The sequence below is a fragment of the Bacillus sp. MUM 116 genome (assembly GCF_001866655.1).
Lineage (GTDB): Bacteria > Bacillota > Bacilli > Bacillales > Cytobacillaceae > Neobacillus.
The window spans coordinates 44,529-65,817 of record NZ_MLYR01000044.1 but is presented as its reverse complement, the minus strand read 5'-3'; the positions used below and the strand labels follow the sequence as shown (position 1 = coordinate 65,817).

General features: G+C 34.6%; 8 protein-coding genes. 3 read left to right on the top strand and 5 right to left on the bottom strand.

Annotation, left to right across the window (positions count from 1 at the left end):
- Positions 1-64 precede the first annotated feature (64 nt).
- From BIV60_RS12160 to BIV60_RS12150, 3 genes are all read right to left on the bottom strand, one after another.
- The gene (locus BIV60_RS12160) at positions 65-6,694 is read right to left on the bottom strand and encodes a DNRLRE domain-containing protein (protein ID WP_256218401.1); all 6,630 of its coding nucleotides are present in this window, start codon (positions 6,692-6,694) and stop codon (positions 65-67) included.
- 1,018 nt (positions 6,695-7,712) lie between these two features.
- Positions 7,713-8,009 carry a hypothetical protein gene (locus tag BIV60_RS12155; RefSeq protein WP_177177287.1) on the bottom strand — a complete coding sequence of 99 codons (297 nt, stop codon included), beginning with the start codon at positions 8,007-8,009 and terminating at the stop codon, positions 7,713-7,715.
- Between the two features lie 23 nt (positions 8,010-8,032).
- On the bottom strand, positions 8,033-13,987 hold the full coding sequence (locus BIV60_RS12150; RefSeq protein ID WP_071355999.1) for a DNRLRE domain-containing protein: 5,955 nt from the start codon (positions 13,985-13,987) through the stop codon (positions 8,033-8,035).
- A gap of 1,250 nt (positions 13,988-15,237) precedes the next feature.
- On the opposite strand from BIV60_RS12150, the gene BIV60_RS12145 reads away from it, so the two are divergent.
- A complete protein-coding gene (locus BIV60_RS12145; RefSeq protein WP_071355998.1) occupies positions 15,238-15,888 on the top strand; it encodes a hypothetical protein in 651 nt (216 codons plus the stop codon).
- Between the two features lie 31 nt (positions 15,889-15,919).
- A complete protein-coding gene (locus BIV60_RS12140; protein ID WP_071355997.1) occupies positions 15,920-17,161 on the top strand; it encodes an efflux RND transporter periplasmic adaptor subunit in 1,242 nt (413 codons plus the stop codon).
- A 564-nt stretch (positions 17,162-17,725) separates the two neighbouring features.
- Here BIV60_RS12140 and BIV60_RS12135 read toward each other — a convergent pair.
- Positions 17,726-18,607, bottom strand: coding sequence for an Rpn family recombination-promoting nuclease/putative transposase (locus BIV60_RS12135; protein WP_071355996.1), 882 nt, complete (start codon positions 18,605-18,607; stop codon positions 17,726-17,728).
- 324 nt (positions 18,608-18,931) lie between these two features.
- On the opposite strand from BIV60_RS12135, the gene sigH reads away from it, so the two are divergent.
- Positions 18,932-19,579 (top strand): RNA polymerase sporulation sigma factor SigH, encoded by a 648-nt coding sequence (gene sigH / locus BIV60_RS12130; RefSeq protein WP_071355995.1) that lies wholly within the window; start codon positions 18,932-18,934, stop codon positions 19,577-19,579.
- A 719-nt stretch (positions 19,580-20,298) separates the two neighbouring features.
- Here sigH and BIV60_RS12125 read toward each other — a convergent pair.
- Entirely contained in the window at positions 20,299-20,949 is a 651-nt protein-coding gene (locus BIV60_RS12125; protein WP_071355994.1) for a Bax inhibitor-1/YccA family protein, read from the bottom strand.
- Positions 20,950-21,289 lie beyond the last annotated feature (340 nt).

Below are 21,289 nucleotides of genomic sequence, written 5' to 3'. Positions count from 1 at the left end.
GCTGCTTCTTTTGCCTTTTTTCTTGTATTAAATTTTTTTCTTCTTCCTATTGGTTCTACTTTTCTTACTTTTTTTGTGTTACTTCTTTTATTTTTTTACCTAAATACCAAGCACCGTAAGCCCCTCCAACTATAACAGTTGCTGCCATAGCAACTTCGCCAACACCAGGAATAAAATACACTCCTACTGCAGCCGCAAAATTCCCATCAGGATCAACATTCATTACTGGGTTATTACTAGCATAAGTATAACCATTTTGAGTAATAAAATCATTATTTTGTCCAGGACTTGGATCAAGTGATAAGAATACACCTTGCTGTGGTTGATAATAACGAGCTATTAGATAGTATAAACCTGTTTCAGTATCATATTGATATCCTGCATAGCGGAATTGATTGTCCTTGAGTACATCCGATTCTTCTACTTTTGTTGGATTCCCCCAGGCATCATATTCGTAGGTGGCTACAATCGCACCAAATGAATCTGTTATGGAGATTACATCTCCATGTGAATTAAAATTGTAAAAATAGGATTTATTGCCTTTCTTCATTGAAAGCAACTGTCCATCTGCTGAATAGGTATAAGATCGGACAACGTTGTTTTGTGCATCCGTTTCATATAGAATTCGAATACTGTCACCATCATAGTGATAGTTGATAATAGTTCCATTAACAATTTTTTTTATTCTCTTACCATCTTCATCATAGCTGTAAGTTACGAACGGAGTACTCTCACCTTGTTTAGTAACTGAGACTAATTGATCTTTCGCATTCCATAAATAAACATACTTGCCATCCTCTGTACGATTTCCATTTTCATCATACTTGATCGATTCATCTCCAAATTGCCTTAATTCATTTTCACTGTTAAAAGATGCATCGATTGTTGATACTTGTCCATCTTTCGTTGTCTTTTTTATTTTAGTACGATTTCCAAAACCGTCATAAGTATAATCAAAGGTGGTTCCATCTTTTAACACTTCTTTGGTTAACTCATTTAAAGCATCATAACTATAAAGAATGTCTTGTTTACTAGGATAATGAATAGAAATTCGATTTCTATTGGCATCATACTTATAAGATTCAAATAAAATAGAATCGCCGTTTACTGTACCGACAGAAAGATCTTTCAATAATCCCCGGTCATCATAGTTGTAGGAAGCCCCTGAACGGTCGCCAGAAGTAAATGTTCGGATATGACCTCTTTCATCATAATCAAATTGATACGTATTAGAACCGTCGCTTACAATGGTATTCTCATCGGATTGATTGTATACATACGTATTTTTCTGAGAAAATGTACCTTGGCCAAAACTGAAAGATTTAAGTTTATCCGAGTTGGCTGGGTACTCCCAATTTTGTGTTCCTCCACGATCTGTAATTGCCGTGACTCGATTGGCATTATCATAGGTCCGTACTTTTTCTTCACCAATTTCAACATTTTTAACATTGGTTTCATTTCCGTTCAGATCATATCCATATAAATAGCTTTCCTTACCATTAAAGGAAATGGAATGAATTCGATCTGCCCCATCATATGAAGTTTCCACCGTGTTTCCATTAGGTAATGTCGTTTTAAAGAGCTTTCCACTTGAGTCGTATTCATTTTTCGTCACATCATTCAACGGACCGGTTGTTTGTAACACCTTCCCAGTTGGATCGAATAAATACGAGTACTTTTGAGGGATACCATTTGGGTCTGTAATTACTTTAGATGTTATATTTCCATTTTTATCATACGCATAAGAAATAGATGTACCGTTAGCTATGGTGACCTTTTGAAGTTGGTTCGCCAAATCGTATTCATACGACTTTTTGTTCCCGTTTGCATCCGTCTCGCTTGTTAGATTGTTTGATGGATCATATTCTTTTTTTGTTGTATTACCAGCTTCATCTACCTGTTGAGTAACGTTTCCATAGTCATCATAGGAGTTCTTGGTGGTAACAGTCCCTTCTAATAATCTAATCGCATCGAACCAGACCGTTCCCAGATATCCATTAAAAATGACAGAAACGTCTATACTTTGTACAGGTTTTGAAGCAGGAATACTTACTGCTGCCCTATTCCAGTCTTGATCTCCAATTGGATAATTTGAATCAGGATTTTTCGTTTCTGTGGTTCCGTCCGTATAATGAACATTGGCTGAAATAGTATAGGTACCAGTTCCACTTACTCCAACAGCTTTCGAAAGTCCTGTTAAGGTAAAAGGAACGGGTGTATCATTATTATCTTGATTAATGATAATCGTTTGGGTGTATTTTGCAGACCCAGTCAATTTAAGTGAATGATCCCCATCAAAAGATTCAGCATCAATAGAACCGCCAGAACCTGACCAATTTTTTAGCGAGTTTTCAAAACTACTATTTACAATTGGATTGTAGCTCGATGAAACATCTGACTGTTCCAATTGAATAGCATTAAACCAAGCTTGTCCGGAAGCTGAAGGGTCATTGTGTTCTACCTCCAAATATATCCTCGCTGTTGCTGCATTATCTGGTGTCGTAAATGTTATTTGCCTTTCTGTCCAAGGTGTAGTTCCCGAAAGCTTACTATACCGATTGTTTACCCAGATAATGTGATTACCTTTAGAATCAAGTAAACGCACATTTAAAAATGCATTGGCTTTCGTTAGTGCTGTTTTGATTTTACTACTAAATGTATAGGTTTTATTAGGCTCTATTTTAATGTCTTGAGTTCCTGAAACATACCCTTGACTATTATCGGATGTGGTGGATTGACTATCTAATTTTATAGCAATTGGTCCAGAGATCACATCAGCTTTGTCTTTAGTAGTTTCTTGGCCTATGGTACCTGAATCATTATTAGTTAGCTTAACCCAAGATGAAAGATCTCGATTAATGATTAAATTTGTACCGGATGCTAAGGAATCACTGGTTTCGGTTAGTTTTCCATGCTTATCAAACTTTGAGACAGAAGAAGTTTTGTCTGCTTGGTCGGTTTCAGATACAGGATTTAATCCGTTATATGCGATCGACGTGTTATTTCCTTCGGTATCGGTAGAAAGGGTTATATCATTATTTTTATTATATTGATATGTTTCGGTACCATAACTATCTAAAGCTTTGGTGACATTTCCATTGTTGTCGTATTGATAGCTTTCGGTAGGATTTGATTTTCCTTGATCATTTGGATCATAGGACTTTATTAAATTATTCCCTTCATATACGTAATTTGTTGTAATTTTTAAATTATCAGGATCCACAATCATTTGAATTGGATTGGCAGCTTCATTATAAGTATATTGAGTTTTATGACCATTAGGCTGAATAAACAGCACATGGTTTTTAGAATCATCGTATGATAGCTGATATTGATGGTTGTTCGGATCCGTTGCGGTTTTAATTCTACCATTTGTATCATATGAATATTGATCAATCACAGGGTTGTCAGCAGTATCATTGGGTTCATAAACTTTTTCTAATTTAAAGTTACTGTTATAGGAATACTTTGTCACTGACCCATCCGTTTGAGTCACTTTGGTTAATAAACCATTATTATATTCATAAGACACGGTTTTGTTCTTAAATGTGATACTTTGAACTCTACCATCACTATTATAGTTAATCGATAATACTCTTCCAGACGCATCCGTAATCGATAATAATTTTTGATTTGGATATTGATAACTAGTTGTATTCCCATAACCATCTACTTTTTTCGTAAGGTTTCCACTATTTACATCGAAATAGAATTGAGTTTGGTCCGTATTCGTTAATTTATAAGAATCCGTTGTTTTTTCTAGTTGAAGATACACACCTGTGGGTGCTGAATAGGAATCTGCATTCTTAGTAAATACATGTAATGTACCATCGTCATCCGTGTAATTAACATGTTTTCCATCTGGATCAGCAACTACCCTCATTTCTGCATCAGAATGCCATCCTAATCCAAAAATCCCACCTGTAGAAGACAGGCTATTATAAGTTCTGGATATCCCTAAATCTGGGCCTAATCCACTAATAGAGAAATCATTTTGATTTATGATTAAGTTCCCTGTTGCGGCATTAACACTACCATTAGGAATATCAAAAATCGACCAATAATCTTCTTTTCCTAAGAATTCTTCTGGTTTTCCAATCGTTGTTCTAAAATAAGTAGGCGAGTATATCGTTTCGCCGATTAGATTGTAAGCACTTACCCGGAAGTAATAGTACTGACTTGTAGCGTAATTTCCACCTGAGTTTTTATATACGGGAGAAGGGTCAATTGGTATCTCTGTTCCCTTATTATCATGATGTAGAAGAAAAGCGCCTTTATCTATTTCTGCTTGAGTAGGCCATATCCCTAAATTTTGCGTTGTCCATGATGTAGTATCCTTAGCGTCAAAAGATTCATAATCCTTGCCATTGAACATCCATACTTTATATCCTGTTGCACCAGGAATAGGATCCCAACTAAGTTTGATATATCCCGAATTGGTTGATGGCATGTTTGTATAAGAAAATCCATTGGGAGCAGGAGGAACTTTTAAATCTGGAATAGTCGGCATGTATGCATCCGAATTTACTGTTTCACCCTGTGAATTATAAGCACTTACCCGAAAATAGTACTTAGTTGTAGTAGCATACTTCGTACCCGCATTGGCATAAACTTTGGAAGGATCAACGGACAATTCTGCCCCTTTATTATCATCTAGATGTAAATTGAATTTCTTTGCAGCTATTTCTGTAGCAGTTGGCCAATATTTTTTCCCTTTTGTGGTCCAAGAGGTTACATTACCAACATCTTTTCCTTCATAATGATCCCCATTAAATAACCATATTTTATAACCAGTTGCTCCTGGGACTGATTTCCAATTAAAATCTACATACCCCGTACCATCGCCATTTGAGTAACTAATTCCTGTAGGGATGTTGGGTTTTGCTAAATTTGGAATCACTGTAGTATACGTATTCGCAGAAGAAGCACTTTCTCCTTGATCAAATACTGCGTTGACTTTGAAATAGTATAAATTACTAGTTGTATGTGTTCCTCCTGAATTGATATAAACAGGTTTAGGATCAATCGGAAGTTCTGTTCCTTTATCACTAGTAGATATTTCAGAATGATGTAGAGTATAGCGACCTGCATTTATTTCTGTTTGTGTTGGCCACACATAGTTATTATGAGTAGACCATGAAGTAACATTCCCTACATTAAAATGTTCATAGGCAATTCCATTATAAATCCAAACATTATAGCTTTTCGCACCATCAACTTTATCCCAAGAGAGATTTACATATCCTGTTCCATCACCATTACTATAACCTTTTCCAGTAATATTCGTTGGAACCGGAATAGTATAATTGACTGATAAATATGGTTTTAAGGTAGAGTTGGTACTTGAGACTACTTTCTTCCAAAAGGTCTGTCCATTTCCATTGGTATTAAGGTTGAACCCATAGTTTGGTTTCGTTCCATCCAGCCATGCCTTTACAATGGAAGTTACATCAAACTTAGCCCATTGGTTTTTTGCCACATCCACACTTGTGATGTTAGTAGAAGTAGGCCTGCTGTTCCATGTTAAGGTACTAGGTGACCATGATGCTGTATTGTAATTCAACCATAACCCAGTTGCGGTTGTTGGATAATAAGAGTGAATCACATGTACATTAAAAGTAGCACTATCAATATTCATATTGGCAATGCTTGATAAGCTTTCATTCAAATATCCATAACAGGTCCCGGTTGTACTATCGTAATTTCCAATTTTTAATACATAAGCATTGTTAGTTGAGTCCCATTTATCTGATGAGGAGCTATAGTTTGCAGTCGGGTAAGCACTCATCACAAAGGTATCAGAACTGGCATTAATGGAAGTAGAAGGATCAATATAAACCGGATAAACTCGATCGGATGATTTTAACCAATCGGAATCTGCGATTATGACCAGCTGATAACCGCCATCTATCGGTTTCAGGGAATATTTAACCTTGTCGGATTGTTGCCCTTCTCCTTTATGTACATCAATATTGGAATCTTCCATATATGGTTTTGGCAGGGTAAAGACTTCTTTGTCATTGTGATCAACAAAGTCGATACTTCCGTCTTCTTTTGTTAAAGCCTTTAAACTGGTTTCAATTTTATATTCAAATTGATTAACCCCTGTATACTGATTTAAGATTAAATCTTCTTTAATCTGAGAATCAAAAGTAAAGTCTCTAAGATTAATAGAAGGAAAAACGTCTTTATATAAAATTTGGTTTTCATTATTGCTGAATTCCGCCTTTACATCATTTGGTGAATAGTCCTTTCCATCAGTATCAGTGCTTTTCACAAGAGAAAAAGAAATGGTTTGGTCACCGTATTGGTAAGTTACATATTTACCGTTATCCATTTGTTTAAGAAAAGAAGGGACGAGTGAAGTATTATCTGTTGTTACTACGGAAGAATCCTTATCTTCTAAATTTGGAGAGATATCTTCCCACTTTCCTGTCTTTTTATTTTTATTATGGATTTTAGTTTGGTAAATTCGCTTTTGAAATTTTCCATTTCCTAAATAAAAAGTGCTAGAGTTAGCTGTACGCTCTGAAGTAATTTCCCCTACTTTTGAAGTAGCATTAAATTCGGGATCTACATTTTGTATAGTGTCATTGGATGGCGTTTCTTGCGCCCGCGCAATCATTGGCAGGTTGCTTACTATAAGAGCAAAAACGATTAAAATTGGCAAAAATCTCTTTAACAAACATTTCATCTCCTTGAAATAAATTACATTCCTTCCAATTTTATATTTTAGTAACATTTATTACAATATAATTTCATAAATTTATAACATGGTAATATTTGCATGTTTTGTTTTTTGTTAAAATGCTTTTCTGGAATTGGTTCCAGTACGCCTTACCCTTAAAGTTTCTTCCCCTAATAGGGCATTTCTTGTGCATGATGTAAAAGGAAACGTCAGATTTGCCGGATTATAAAAATGAGAGGAGATAGTAGAGGATTAAAAAAAGCCCATCGGCTGGAGGCTCTTTTTATGTCATCTAAAATGATTTTAACCAAAGCCTTGTCGATAGCTATCTCATTTGCTAAATAGGGTCGTTGTATCAAAACGAGAAAAATACACACATTAAAGGATCGAATTCTTATGAATACTGGTATTAAGAATCGAATAGGTAGATCAGGCCAATCATTGAAAGGATTTTTACATATACAGAATGATTAAGTGGAGTTCAGGGGGATCTGAAGTTAATTCTTGCTACTTGGTTATATGAATCAAAGGTATGATACCATCAAATAGCTTGAAAATACTGTATCCACAAAACGATATCAAATCTCAAAAGTTATGAACTGTTTGTTTTAGAGAAATTAGAAAAAGCCCTTCTTCTTTCGAAATTGTAAAATAGTATTAGAAAAATTTAAAAACAAAGAATTGTAGGTGTATTTATGAGAAAATTATTAGTGCTATCAACTATAACAATTTTATTGACAGTATGTAGTGGTAAAACTTCCTCAAATTCTTTTAATGGTACATGGGTTCCCCAAAGGACTGGTGGTAACTGATGATTTTGTAATTATTTTCAGGATGTATTTTAAATTCGATAAGGCATACAATTTACAGTTGTTGTACATACTTTATAATTCGTAAAATACATAATATAGGATTACGATTGTCATGTATATTCTCTGAATTACAAGCGTTATATTCGGCACTCCACTCATAAAAAAATACCTTAAGAGAGTACATATCCCCCCTTAAGGTATTTATCCATTCCTTAATTGTCCTTATTATTAATTACAGTTAAGCCATTTAGTTTAGCATGGTGGTTTATACTTTTAAGCAAATCCTCTTTATAAACAGTCAAACTGTATGGTATTTCTCTGTGGTTATCAGGGAATACATTTTCAGCATATATTAAAAAATTATCCCTATCCATTTTTTTTATTATATAGTAATTCCCTTCAAACTCGCCATTTCTAATATGAAAAGAATTAATGAAGAAATAAATATCCTCATAAAGTTCTTGAGATGAGATTTCATCATTTAAAAAGCGTTTCATGACATCAATCATATTTTCATCTACCTCCAACACTACTATTTTATTGGATATGCACTTAACATCCCACCATCATCAGAAAGAATTATCTTTATTCTTTGTTCACCTTTTGTACCAATTTGTTTACCAGCATTAATAATAATTTCATAAGACTGATTTCCTTCTCTAGTCAAACCATTATCCAGTACTTTACTTATATCTCCTTTTCGCATAGCTTGACGTAAGATTGCTTCTGCTTCTTTTTTTGTACTGCCTAGAAATTTCGCACCATTACCACCCGAAGTAGAGAGATGTTTTGGTTTGACATATGCCTTTGAAACATCAAATTTTTTAAATACTTTCGTTCCATTTTTTACAATATTATTTGGACCCTTTATTTTATTAATAATTTTTTTAGAACCAGTTTTAATACCATTCCACGCATATTTTATGCCATTCCCTATTGCCCTGTAAGTCCGCACCATACCATTATAGACTCCCTTTGAAGGTAAATCCCAATCACCATTAGGGTCTATATTATTTACAGGATTATTTCTGCAATAAGTATACATATTTGAAGTAAGGAGTTCACCTTTACTTCCTGCTATTGAATCCGCATTTAAAAATCTACCCCATTCCGTACTATAGTACCTGCTTTGTAAATAATAAAGATTGGTTTCGGAATCGTAACGATAGCTACGGTATCGATATGGGTTTAGCTTCCCAACGGTATCCTTTAATGTACCACTAATGGAAGTATTATTCCCCCAGGCATCGTATTGATACGTTACGACTTGGTTCCCGCTACCATCTAATAACCCTATTACGTCTCCTTGAGCATTAAGAATATAGTAGTATTCAGTTCCGTTAAGGTTGAGACTTAAAAGGTTATCTTCGCTGTCATAGGTATAGTGAAGGTTATTAGTTCCATCAGATTCGTAAACAACCTTATCCTCGTCTAGAACATAGTTTGTCGTTACAGTACTATTCGTTTGTTTATTTTTGACAACCTTCTTGGTACGTATTCCGTCATCGTTGTAGGAATACGTAATGTCATAAGTAGCATTCGAGAAGCTTTTTAGCTCTTTTCCCCACGTCCATGTTAACGTATTGCTGTCATAAGATGTCGGATTTCCCATTACATTTGGATCGTAGGCGATTTGCGTTGTAACGGTCGACGGAGTTCCATTCGTATACGTTGTAATATCAATCGATGTCAACAGATCGTGCCAGTTTGTATCCCCATAATTATATGTATACGTTTTTACTGGGCTTGCTGGTGTCAGGGATGGATCTGTATACGCATAGATTTTTTTCGTTTTGATATTGCCACCTACATCATAGGTATAGACAAGAGTTTGTCCATTTACAGCATTATCTTCACGAAGCAATTCACTTAATTCGTTATACGTATAAGTGATTTTCTTTCCACTTTGCGTAATGGTCTTAATATTCCCCATTTTATCATACGTATAGGATAAAGGACTATTGGTACCATTGGTATACGTGTCAACTAAATAGGTTGTTTTCCCGGAGTCTACTCCTTGTTTAAAGGTATAGGCCGTTGCATAATTACCGCTTGCCAGGTTAATCACTTTTTGTTGCAAACGCCCTAACGTATCGTAAGTAAAGTCAATTTTACTTTGATTATATGATACCAATGTCTGATTCCCTACACTATCGTAAGAATACGTCGTAGTATACGATTTACTAGGGGTGTTAAACTGATGTGACGTAATTTGACTATTGGGATTATAGGTGAATTGAAAACTATTACCCAATGAATCTTTTATATCTGTTACTCGATCTAATAAATCATAATTGTAACGATAAGTTACGCTATTATCATTATCCGTTAGCAACCCAAGATTCCCGTTATTATCATAAGCATAGCTGAAATTCGGAATGGACGATTGATTTAAAGATTTGGACGTGATACGGTCTGTATTATCATATCCATAAGAAATCTTGTCACCTTGATTATATTGACTGCTTTGCAATAAATGTTTGGAATTATCATAACTGTTTGTTATTAAATTTTTTGTCCCTATATTGACCTGAGTGTTGTCCCCAAAAACATTATATTGAAATCCAATATTACTGCTATTTTGGACAATCGTGCTTAACAAATCATTTTGATATTGATAGCTATTTGTCACTGTCTGTTGATCCACTGTTTTTGAAACAGATAGTAATTGATCTGTATTGGAATCATAACTGTTGGTTGTTTTTTGATTATAGGGATCAGTTATATCCTTTAGCGTCCCTTTGGTTAAATCATAATTATTCGTAATCACATTACCTGAAGTATCTGTTATGGAAGAAACATAATTTCCATCTGGCGTATAAGTGGTGCTATTATTCACGGATAACGTTCCATCCGAACTTTTCGTTGAAGTAGATGTGATGTTACCGTTTGAATCATACGTAAAACTGGATACGATATTTTTCGGTGAAACAGAGCTTAAGACATTATGATTGTTATCATACGTATAAGTAGAAGCATTCCCCATCGGATCAGCATATTTAGTAAGATCATTGGTGGAATTGTACGTAAAGGATGATTGGTCCTGCTTTACGTTTTTTGTGTTAATTAAATTTCCATTACTATCATAGTTGTAATTATCTTCAAATGGTTCGCAATATAATTGGAGACCATCAAAATAAGCTGTATTTTGATTATGATGGTAGATGGCATAAAGGGTTACCTCAGTATAATCACTATCGGCTGTTCCAATATCTGAAACATACTGCCAATCGGATGAATCCTGATTAAATGGAACAACAATATATTCATAGGTTCCGTCCGTTCTTTTGATTTTTAGATCCAAAGCATAATACCTGCTTGTATCCGTAATCGGAACCGTGTCCCCTTTCGCCCAGCCTCCAATGGTAAAGATATCACCTTTTTTTCCTTTTACTTTTATATTTTGATTGATATTTCTGAGTTCAGTTGCGTTACCGCTAATACCGAATACCTTGCTGTCCATGTTCGATGGACCGCCGCTAACCGTGGTATAGATATTGGAAGAAGCACTTCCCGTTACTTGATTCCAATAGGAAGGAATCGTCGATCCATAGCTGAAATCTGCATTTTCTACTAAGTTATATCGACTAGGAACTTTTCCCTCTTCAAGTTGTAAGGCATCGAAATAAGCAGATCCTGTTTCGTTATTTACACCCACTCGAATATTTACGTTTTTATATGTGGTATCACTAGGGAGCGTGAAAGTTAATTCATAACGATTCCAATCAAGAGTTCCAGTTACATAGGGAGAAGTAACTGTGCGCCAAACACCAGCTTTATCCTGATATTGAAGGTAAATTGCTGCTCCTCCATTATTACTTTTCGAAACATTGCTTGTTTTGATATATCCGGAATAGGTATACGTCTTTCCTGGTGTTAAAGTAACCGTTTGATTATAGTAATGCGCGTTGGTATTATTTGTTTTTGTCACTTTAAGAGATTGATTGCCGATATAGGCAGCTTCAGTCGTAAAACTTTGTGAGCCGGTTGAACCCGTATCATTCCCAGCTGTCCAATCTGTGGTTGCTTCCGCATTATGATTTAGCAAGAAATTGATTGTTGTTCTTTGCATTTTTGAAGCAGCGGAAAGTTTATTAACGTTTGAGCCACTCGTTTTATATTTAAAATATTGAGCATTGCCGTCTGCATCCTTCATGCTAACCGTATTTCCACTGTCATTAAATTGGTAAATCTCTTTTCTGCCACTATTATCAACAAAGGTAGTCGTGTTGTTTCCATAGGTAAACTGTAAGGATTGACCATTCGTTACCACTTGACTACTATCAATATGGGATTCAGTTGCTTTCTGAACTCGGTAAGGAGCATTCGTATAGTACGTATAGTCGATTCGGTATCCATCAAAATTCTTCGCTTCAGTTAAATTATGATTGGAATCGTACGTATACTGACTATATTTCCCATCAGGATAGGTTATTTTCGTTAAATCTGACCCTGTATAAGAATAAGAAGTAATTCTCCCGCTTGGATCGATGATTTGAGTTAGATAATTGGTAGTAGAATCTCGTTTTATCGTCGTTATCCTTCCAGCGCCGTCTGTTACATTGACTAAATAATTTCCTGAATAACTTAACGAAATTTTGTTGTTATTATTATCTTTAATGAACGTTAGATAGCCGGTTGAATTAAAGCTTAATTGATTACCAGACTTATCTTTTACTTTATATTTTTCTGTGCTTGACGAAGAATCAATGGTCATCGTTAAATCTAAACCAGATTCATCTTTATAAGAATTCGATGTACTATCAAAATCAAAGTAGTGTTTTGTGCCGTCCTCATCAGTGTAATAATACTGATTTAACGTACCGTCAAGATCCACTCGTTGACTTACATTTAATCGCCAGCCTAAACCATATTTATTATCCACTAATCGATCTGTACTATTGTACACATGATTGATGGAAGCTGGCATTCTCGTCCCATTCATGCTTAAATCATCATGCGTGAACACAAGATTTCCTGAATAGTCATTTACATATCCTGTTCCTGCACGTCCTACATCATGCGAATGATAGGTCCAATAATCTTCTAAACCACTATTGTTGACATAATCAAATGTTGCCACTGGTCGGTATGCTGCATAAGTATCCGTTACATCCGATGAATAAAACTCCGTGTAGTTCCCCGTTTCATCATTTGCTTTTAACATCAATCCATAATTTTGTTGGTTGGTATACCATTGTTTCGCAATCCCTGTTATATCCCAAACAAAATCGGTATTGGCATTGCCTTGAACCATTTGATAGTCTTGAACTTTACTTGAATCAAAGGTTGGTTTTGTATTCCACGTAATGGTATTGGTGTCCCAATTCTGCGTTACTTTATGGAGATCAATCTGACTTGCTGTTGTGTTTGCGCTATAAAGAGATAAATCTAATGTAGCTTTTGTAATAACATTTGCAGCAGAAATCGTTGGTAAATTAAATTTGATAAATGTTTGATTAATGCCGGAAGAGGAGCCTTTCCCCACTTTTAACATAACACTATTGATATAATTCGTTGTCGGGTAATTCTGAGAAACATGATTATCAAGTATATCCGATCGACCTAATGAAGTTTCAACTGTCGGATCTATTATAACTGGATACTTTCTTTCTGGTGATTGCAGCCAGGTTAGATCTGGTTTTACCAATACTTTGTATCCATTCCCACTCGGTTGTAGTTCTAGAGTAATAGAGTTGGACTGTTCCCCATTTTGGTCATACATATAAGGAGCATTTATGGTAAATACCTCTTTGGAAGGATCATTTTCATTGTAAAAAATAACGGTATTATCTTTAATCTTAGCCTTTAAATTTTTTACATTATAAGTAAATGTAAATTGATCAATTTCAGGTACTTTTTTTAATATTAGGTTTTCTTTAATTTCGTCTGAAACTAATTTATATTGTAAATCAGTGTTGGCTAGTATTTCAGGATAGGTTACAGATGAAACGACCTTTTTTATTGTTCTCTTTTTTTCGTTTTCTGAGAATCCATCATATCCGGGAATGGAAACCTTATCTTTTATGACCTGTGAATCTTGTGATTGATCAAGCGTCCAGCCTAAAACATAACTTCCATTTTTAATTTTCACCAAATTTTTCTTATTTGTATTCTTAGCAAAATGAATCTTAAATGGGTTATCTTTATTTTCCAATACTTGATCATTTGTTTCGCTGTCTGTGGTGTCACTTAAGGAGTTATCAATATCTTTCCATTGCCCATTTTCTTTATAATGAATGGGATATGGATAAACATCTGCTTCATAGGTATGATCTTTTAATAAAAAATGCTTAACATTTTCTTCCCTCTTACTCAAATCTTCATCCACTATGTCTTTTGATCCCGCTGGTGGAGATTGTAGCTGAGGTGGTAAGTCTGAACTAGTCTGTTGCTCCGTAGCCGCGATCGTTTTAAACGGTAAAAATGAAATTAGAATCATTATTGCTGTTAAAATCGACAAGTATTTATTTAATAATTTTTGCATTTTAATCCTCAATTCCCCCGAATTTTAAATAATTTTAATTATTTTATCTGTCTATAGTTTGTTCTTTTCTGTGTTTCATTTGAATTAAGTTAGAATCTATAATGAGTACGAATATTTTACCAACCCCTTTCTTCCTTTTTATAACTGAAAGCAAACTAACAACAAAATGGCCGAAATGTTGAGTACATGTATTTGTTTCCTCCTCCCATAACCTTTGTACTATTCTAGAATAGTCTGAATAATTTTACTCCTCCCATAACCTTTGTACTACTCTAGAATAGTCTGAATAATTTTACTATATTTTTTAAATATTGGATATAGAGGAAATAATGATAAAAAAGTAAATAATTTTCCATTATAAAATTAATTGAAAGAGGATGTGTTACCTTGAATATCACACTTAGCTAGGTCTATAAGTTTTAAGAAACTGAAAAACCTTTGTATAAAGCTATATGCAACAAGGCTTGAACAAAATAAAAAAAGACTGTAACCTAACCTCAGCCTCTTAAAATCCTGCAAATATCCTTTGTAATGTGCATGATAGCCTTCTATAGCACACAATTCATTAAATCATTTTAAACTTGTTCATCCGTGATGCCGATATATTTTAAAGTGATCTCAGGGTGTGAAGGATTAAGAATCTTATGGAGTTCTGCTACATCCTTAAATTGTTTGTAATGCCAGTACCCAAACGTTTTTCTCATGGTAGAGTTCAGGCGATTCTGTCTGGCATATCGACCATTCTCAGAGGACTTATTTAAAGTCCTATACGTTTGAATCTACTTATAGGCTATATATTCCCCTACGGTGTGGATTTCTACGAATACATGAAGAAACGTTTGTCTGACCTTCCGAATCTCGGCACCCACCAAAACCCTGAAATTTTAAATCAATACATGCCATGGTCAAAAAGGATTAGGCAGCATGTAGCAGAAAATTAAAATAAGCAGTATATTTGAGCAAAAAGATCGTGATATACTGCTATTTGTGATGCGTACTGGTAAGGTGCCCTTAGTTTTTATTATTCGGGCTTACATATGAAAAAACAAATTTTTATTTTTCCATCATTTTCACGATATCCAGCTTCTTCTAATTAAAGTAAAATGAATTTTGGTGTTAAAAGATAATGACATGTCTGCTTCATATGCAATTTTTTCATAAAGCAGTATACTTAAAAAAGGATTTTTTCCTTAACTATAAATTAATAATTGATATGTAATTTTTCAAAACAAATTAAAAGGAAGTAAATTATGAATTTTCGCATAAAACTTATAAATGGACTCAGTCATCCAAATATCTATTCATATCAAATTCGGGAAACAGAAGTGATCAGAGGCCTCTGGAAGAGGGTTATTTTCTTCATCTTGTTTAGTGGTTTAGTTTTTGGTATAAGTGCCTATTTCGGTATTGGTTCTGAATATCTTTCAAAAAAATTAATTAGCGTGCCCCAAGACGAATTTGAAATGCATAAAGCTTTGTTTGTCATTGGGCAGATTCTCTTTGGCATCTTTTATGCTGCAATAATCTTGTTTATTCCAGCATTTTTTTTCTGGATGCTGATAGATGTTGAGTTTAATAAACTAATCGTGGCCCAACTTTTAGTGCTAGTAATATTGTTAATTGAAAAAATTGTTCTTATGCCTTTTATCCTAATCTTTGGTCTTGCTACAAATTCATCCCCATTCTCATTTGGTGTTATTATACAGTATTTTACCGGAAATGAATTTATTATGAATTTCTTGGCAACTATCACTCTATTTAAGATATGGGCTTTGTTTATAGAATTTAAGTATTTAAAAGTACTGACTAAAAAAAGCTCAATGAACGTCTTGGCGATGGTAATCGGGATTAATGTCATAATGTGGTTATGCTCGACTTTTTTACATCTATTATCGATTTAGACAAGATTATTTAATAGGAAGGGGTGGTACAGTGAAGAAAAAGAAAGCGATTATCATTACAGCTGGAGTATTATTTGTTTCCGTGAATCTGTTTCTTTCCTTAAAAGAAGGTAGTAAAGTAGAGCGTTCTTCTTATATTCCAAAATGGGAACAGACCAAGAGGGAAGATTTGAGGGCAACCATGCCGGTATCTGGTATGATAACGCCTATGGAAGAGCATTATGTGTATTACAATGGAACACCTGACGAATTTAAAGAGTTTCTTGTCAATAAAGGGGATAAAGTAGAACCGGGAAGCCCTCTTTATAAATATTCCTCTAAAAGGTTTGATAGCGATCGGCAAAAAATGGAAGGAAAGAAGCTTCAACTTGTACGGGAAGCTACTATGATTGACGAACAAATAAAACAACTCCAATTTTTGCAATCCGTGTCCGCATCTACTGAGAACGAAGCAAGACCGGTCAATGGTTCAGCTACCCTTTCAACTGATACATCTAAACAGGACCTTATATCGGTCTCTATTGAAAAAGAAGTATTAGATTTGCAGAAAGAGAAAGGTCATTTCAATAATGAAATACAAAAATACGATGACATCCTTAAGTCATATACGGATAAAGAACAAATTAGTCCTAACGGTGACGTAACGGGATTTGTAAAAAGAATAAATTATGAATTGAAAAATCCAATAATGACAATTATTTCTGATAAACCGAAAGTAGAAGGGACGTTTTCAGAGGATGAACTGAACAAGGTAAAAGAGGGAATGGAAGTTATGGTGACCTCCGATTTATTCAAAGGGAAGCTCGATGGAACCCTTACAAAAATCGCGAAGTATCCTGAAAAGACACCGTCCGAGAAAAAAGAAAGCCACTATCCATTTGAAATTAAACTCAATGAAAATGAACACGAAATCTTCTACGGTAACCATGTCAATGTCTCGATAGTAACCGCCAAGGTTCTTAATACTACCACGTTATCAGAAATATCGGTCCTAAAAAAGGCGAAAAATAGTGATTATGTATATGTTCTGAACTCAGAAGGTTTAATTGAAAAGCGAAATATTAAGAAAGGGCTTAGTTTGAATGGTCGTATTGAAGTCCAACAGGGTATTAAAACGGGTGAAATTATTGCGTTAGATCCTAATAACGTAAAAAAAGTAGGAGAGCCGTTCTTCACCCCGCTAAACTTAGAGAACCTTAGCCCAAAGTCTTTCTCAAAAGAATCGAAGATAGACATATTAAAAGAAATAGTTATTGGTTTTTCTAAGAAATAAGAGATCGATTCCCTAAGAATGTGAAGAATACGTTTTTAATAGGGGAAACACAACCATGAGGGAAGCTAACCACTTCCATGGAGTTCCTTTGAATCCTTTACTGAAGTCTTGGTCAATAAAATCCATTTATTCAATCGCTTACTGTTTTATTGAACTAAAAGACAAGGTCTAAGGTTTGGGTTCAGTGTTCAAGGAGTATTGGCGTTTAAAGGTAGTACTGGGTAGGTATCCAGTCACAAAAGTGGCACACCCTTGAAATGGTAATAAGCCTAGCGTAACACAGATAAGGAAATGGAACTTCGAACCCCTGGACCGGTACTTAGTAAGAACATATATTACCCCCGATAATTCTGAAAAAAGCACTATTTGATGTAGAAGTAGGAATTACTGGGGATTATGACGGAAATCTACATGGCTTTCAAAACTAAAGTTTAGGTACTAGTCTCATTTACTGTCGAACATTAGAAAAAAATAAGGAGCAAAAAATTTGCTCCTGTTTCCTCAAAGTATTTCTACATCTATGCTACTTTTGTTGTCTATGCCAGGAACCTCTATTACTAGCCTCTAATTTCGTAAAAATTGTTGTATCTCAGCCACTCGTAACCCAGTGAATTTCGCAATATCTTCTACAGACATTCCATTCTTATACATTCCCTGAATTAATTGCATTTTACCAGCTTCAAGACCTTCTTGTCTCCCCTTTTGTTCCGCATGAGCTAACTTCGCTTGTTCATCTAATAATAATTTCTCTCGTGCTTCATATGCACGACGAAACGAAGAATCATGACTCATATTTTCCCATTTGTTTATTGCTTTTTGTAGGATTGGATCTTGATTCATCGCAATCTCCTCCAGTGTTTGAGTTAAATGCTCATCTTCATGTGCCGGTAATAATAACATCCAACGAACAAACGCATTTTCCCAGGGGTTGATTTTCTCTTCTTTCCACTGTTTTACTAGTTTTGGGATTTCAACAAAATGGAGCTCTACATCATCACTTAAAACCTGATTTTTGTGAATATTCCACAGTTGTCCTGTTGTATGGAATTCTTCATATGTTTGAAATAATACGAAGTCTAACAAGTTAATGGTAATCGTTTTTCGAAGGGAATCATAGGGCATTCCTTCTTGCATTTGTGAAGTATATAGCTTGCTCCAATAGTATAAAGATCGCTTGATTATATCATGTGCATTTCTTAACTGTATTTCGATATTTACTTGTGTCCCGTTATCTAACGTCGCTACTAAATCTAAAATAGATAATTTATCATCTTCATAAGCCTTATGCAAATGTGGATCATCTAGTTGCAAAGATGTAATCGGTGTATTTAAAGATGGACCTAACATTGCATTCAAAAATTCAATCAGAATATCTTCGTTTCCTTTGGTGCCAAATAACTGTTTGAATGCAAAATCGATCCGTAAATTTACTAATTGATTGGACATGGGTTTCCTCTCCCTGTCTGATAAGTTTTCTTTCTTTTATTGTACAAGATAGGGCAAGGAGGAAGCAATGAAGGAAACCATGAACTAATAGCCTTGAAGGCTATAACAGGCTTAAGCATAGCCTTACTATTTGTTTAACAAAATCAAAAAAGTTGATTTCCACAAATTAGGGATGGTACAACAATAAAGTTTTTCTCATTTTGTCGTAATTCGTCTATTTTTTATAACGAATCTCCATTTATAAATGAGGTAGTTTACGTTATTATTATATAATAGCGCTTTCATTAATATAACAACTGGTTCTAGGCAAAAGGGGGGATAAGAATGGCGATATGTGTTGATGGGATTCATGTAAACAATGAGCTTGAAGATGAGATATTAATAGATAATATACATAATGGAGATAGTGAATCGTTAGAACGATTAATCTATAAATATAAGAACTTTGTGCGTTCAAAGTCAAGTAAATACTTTTTGATAGGTGGAGACAGAGAAGATATTGTCCAAGAAGGAATGATTGGATTGTACAAAGCAATTAGGGATTACCAAAAAGGAAAAATGCCCTCATTTCTTTCATTTGCTGATATGTGCATTAAAAGGCAAATGATTACTGCTGTTAAACACGCTACCAGACAAAAGCACAAACCTCTAAATTCTTATCTTTCTTTAGACAAGCCTGTATATGAGGAAGATGGTTCTGTTACATTTATGGACTTGATTCCTGGTACTAGTAATAGCGATCCTATGTCATTGGTGTTAAATAAAGAAAAGAATAGTGAATTTCAATTAAAGTTAACTATGTTGTTGACTGAACTAGAAAGAAAAGTGTTATCCCTTTATTTAGACGGACAATCGTATGTAGAAATGTCGGAAGAGTTAAATACACATGTAAAATCGGTAGATAATGCTTTACAAAGAGTAAAAAGAAAAATAGAACGTGCCATAGATATAAATTCATTTGTAAATGTGTGATAACTTGTTGTGCATGTAGTGAAAACAAACGTCATTGTACCCTATTTTGAATCGAAAAATTCTTTTTGGATTTCAAGTCCGAGATTTTTTCGTAGTTTCTTGATGGAGTACACTTCCTTTTTAGCCCACGTGTATATATCACCGCTTTGAAAATATCAGATTGATTTGAATGTAATATATTTATAAGAATCTGAAGGTAACTTAATATCCTTTCCTTTATGTTATATTCATTCCTTAACTTGGACACAAAAAAAGCTTCAGACGCAGCTGATACTTAAACTGTAAACTTAAAGCAGAAAGTAAATACATTTTAAGCTCATTAGTAGTTAAAAAATACATCCCCACGGGGATAATCAATTTTACTAAAATACATAAAAGAAGACGTTTCACTAGATATCGAATCGTACTTGGCAAGCAAGGAGCTTTTAAGCTCCTTTTAAACTGGCTTGTTGTTAAGGGTACACGTTGTGTATATGTCTTCAATGTAAAACCCTTGTCAAATCAGGGTTTTATACCTTTAAGTATAGATTTCTCGAAGGGATGGGCAAAAACACCCTATTTCGAATAATACGGAGTTGGTTCGAATACACGGGAAATTTCCAAGGTTCCCAAAACCCAGAATTGCATATTTCCCGATAGAGTTCAAGCAAATCGATAAGTAATCGAAGTACATACATAGAAGCAAAAAGGTTATCTGAATTTCAGATAACCTTTTACTTCTATTTTCTTGAACCAAACAACCGGATAATATACAAAAACATATTGATAAAATCGAGATATAAAATAAATGCACCAAGCACTGGATAAGTTGCATATGCTCTGTTTGTTGTTATTTTTTGCGTATCGTATGCTGTTAGCCCAATGAATAGAACAACACCGATGATACTAATGACAAAATCCATCGGACCGCTTCCAATAAAGAAATTTACAACAGAGGAAAGGATAAGCCCGATCAACCCCATGAACAGATAACCGCCCCAGCTGTCCAAGTTTCTTTTCGTTGTTACTGCGTAAAAGCTTGATAACCCGAACACTCCAGCAGTAGTAACAAATGCAGAGGATACACTTGATTGAGTGTAAACGAGTAAAATAAGACTAAGAACAACGCCGGTGGAAATCGAATATAGGATAAACAAACCGGTTGCCACGACTGGGTGGATTCTTGTAATGAAAAAGCTTAATACAAAAACCATCCCTAATTGGAACAGTACAATAAGGAAAAATGTGTTCTTCGTCAATTCAAGTGCTGCCATGTTTTGTGATACTTCGTATGATGTTAACGCAGTAATCAAAAGCCCAATGAACATGTAGGCATATACTTTCGCCAAAACACTTTGTTGCTTCTCTTTCGATAAAGAAATACTACTCATTTCCTTCACCCCTTATTTAAAATTATTATCATTATATATCCTATAGATGGTATGTCAATTTCTTTTTGTTTCCTTTTTTAAATAAAAAATGCTACCCAAAATAGGATAGCTAGCGCAAAGAAAATAAGATATTCTTGACCTGTGGTGGTACCCCTTCTAGAGTAATTATATGTAACAAATCCCCAATTAAGGGGATACCACTACATGCCGACATTTCGAAAATATGTACGTTGGAAATTCAATTAAATGCTTGTAATTAAAAAAAGGAGCCCAAAGTTTGAGCTTCCTCTTTTGTTAGCCTGTCGGGTATGTGGTATATCCATAATGCTACATAATCATA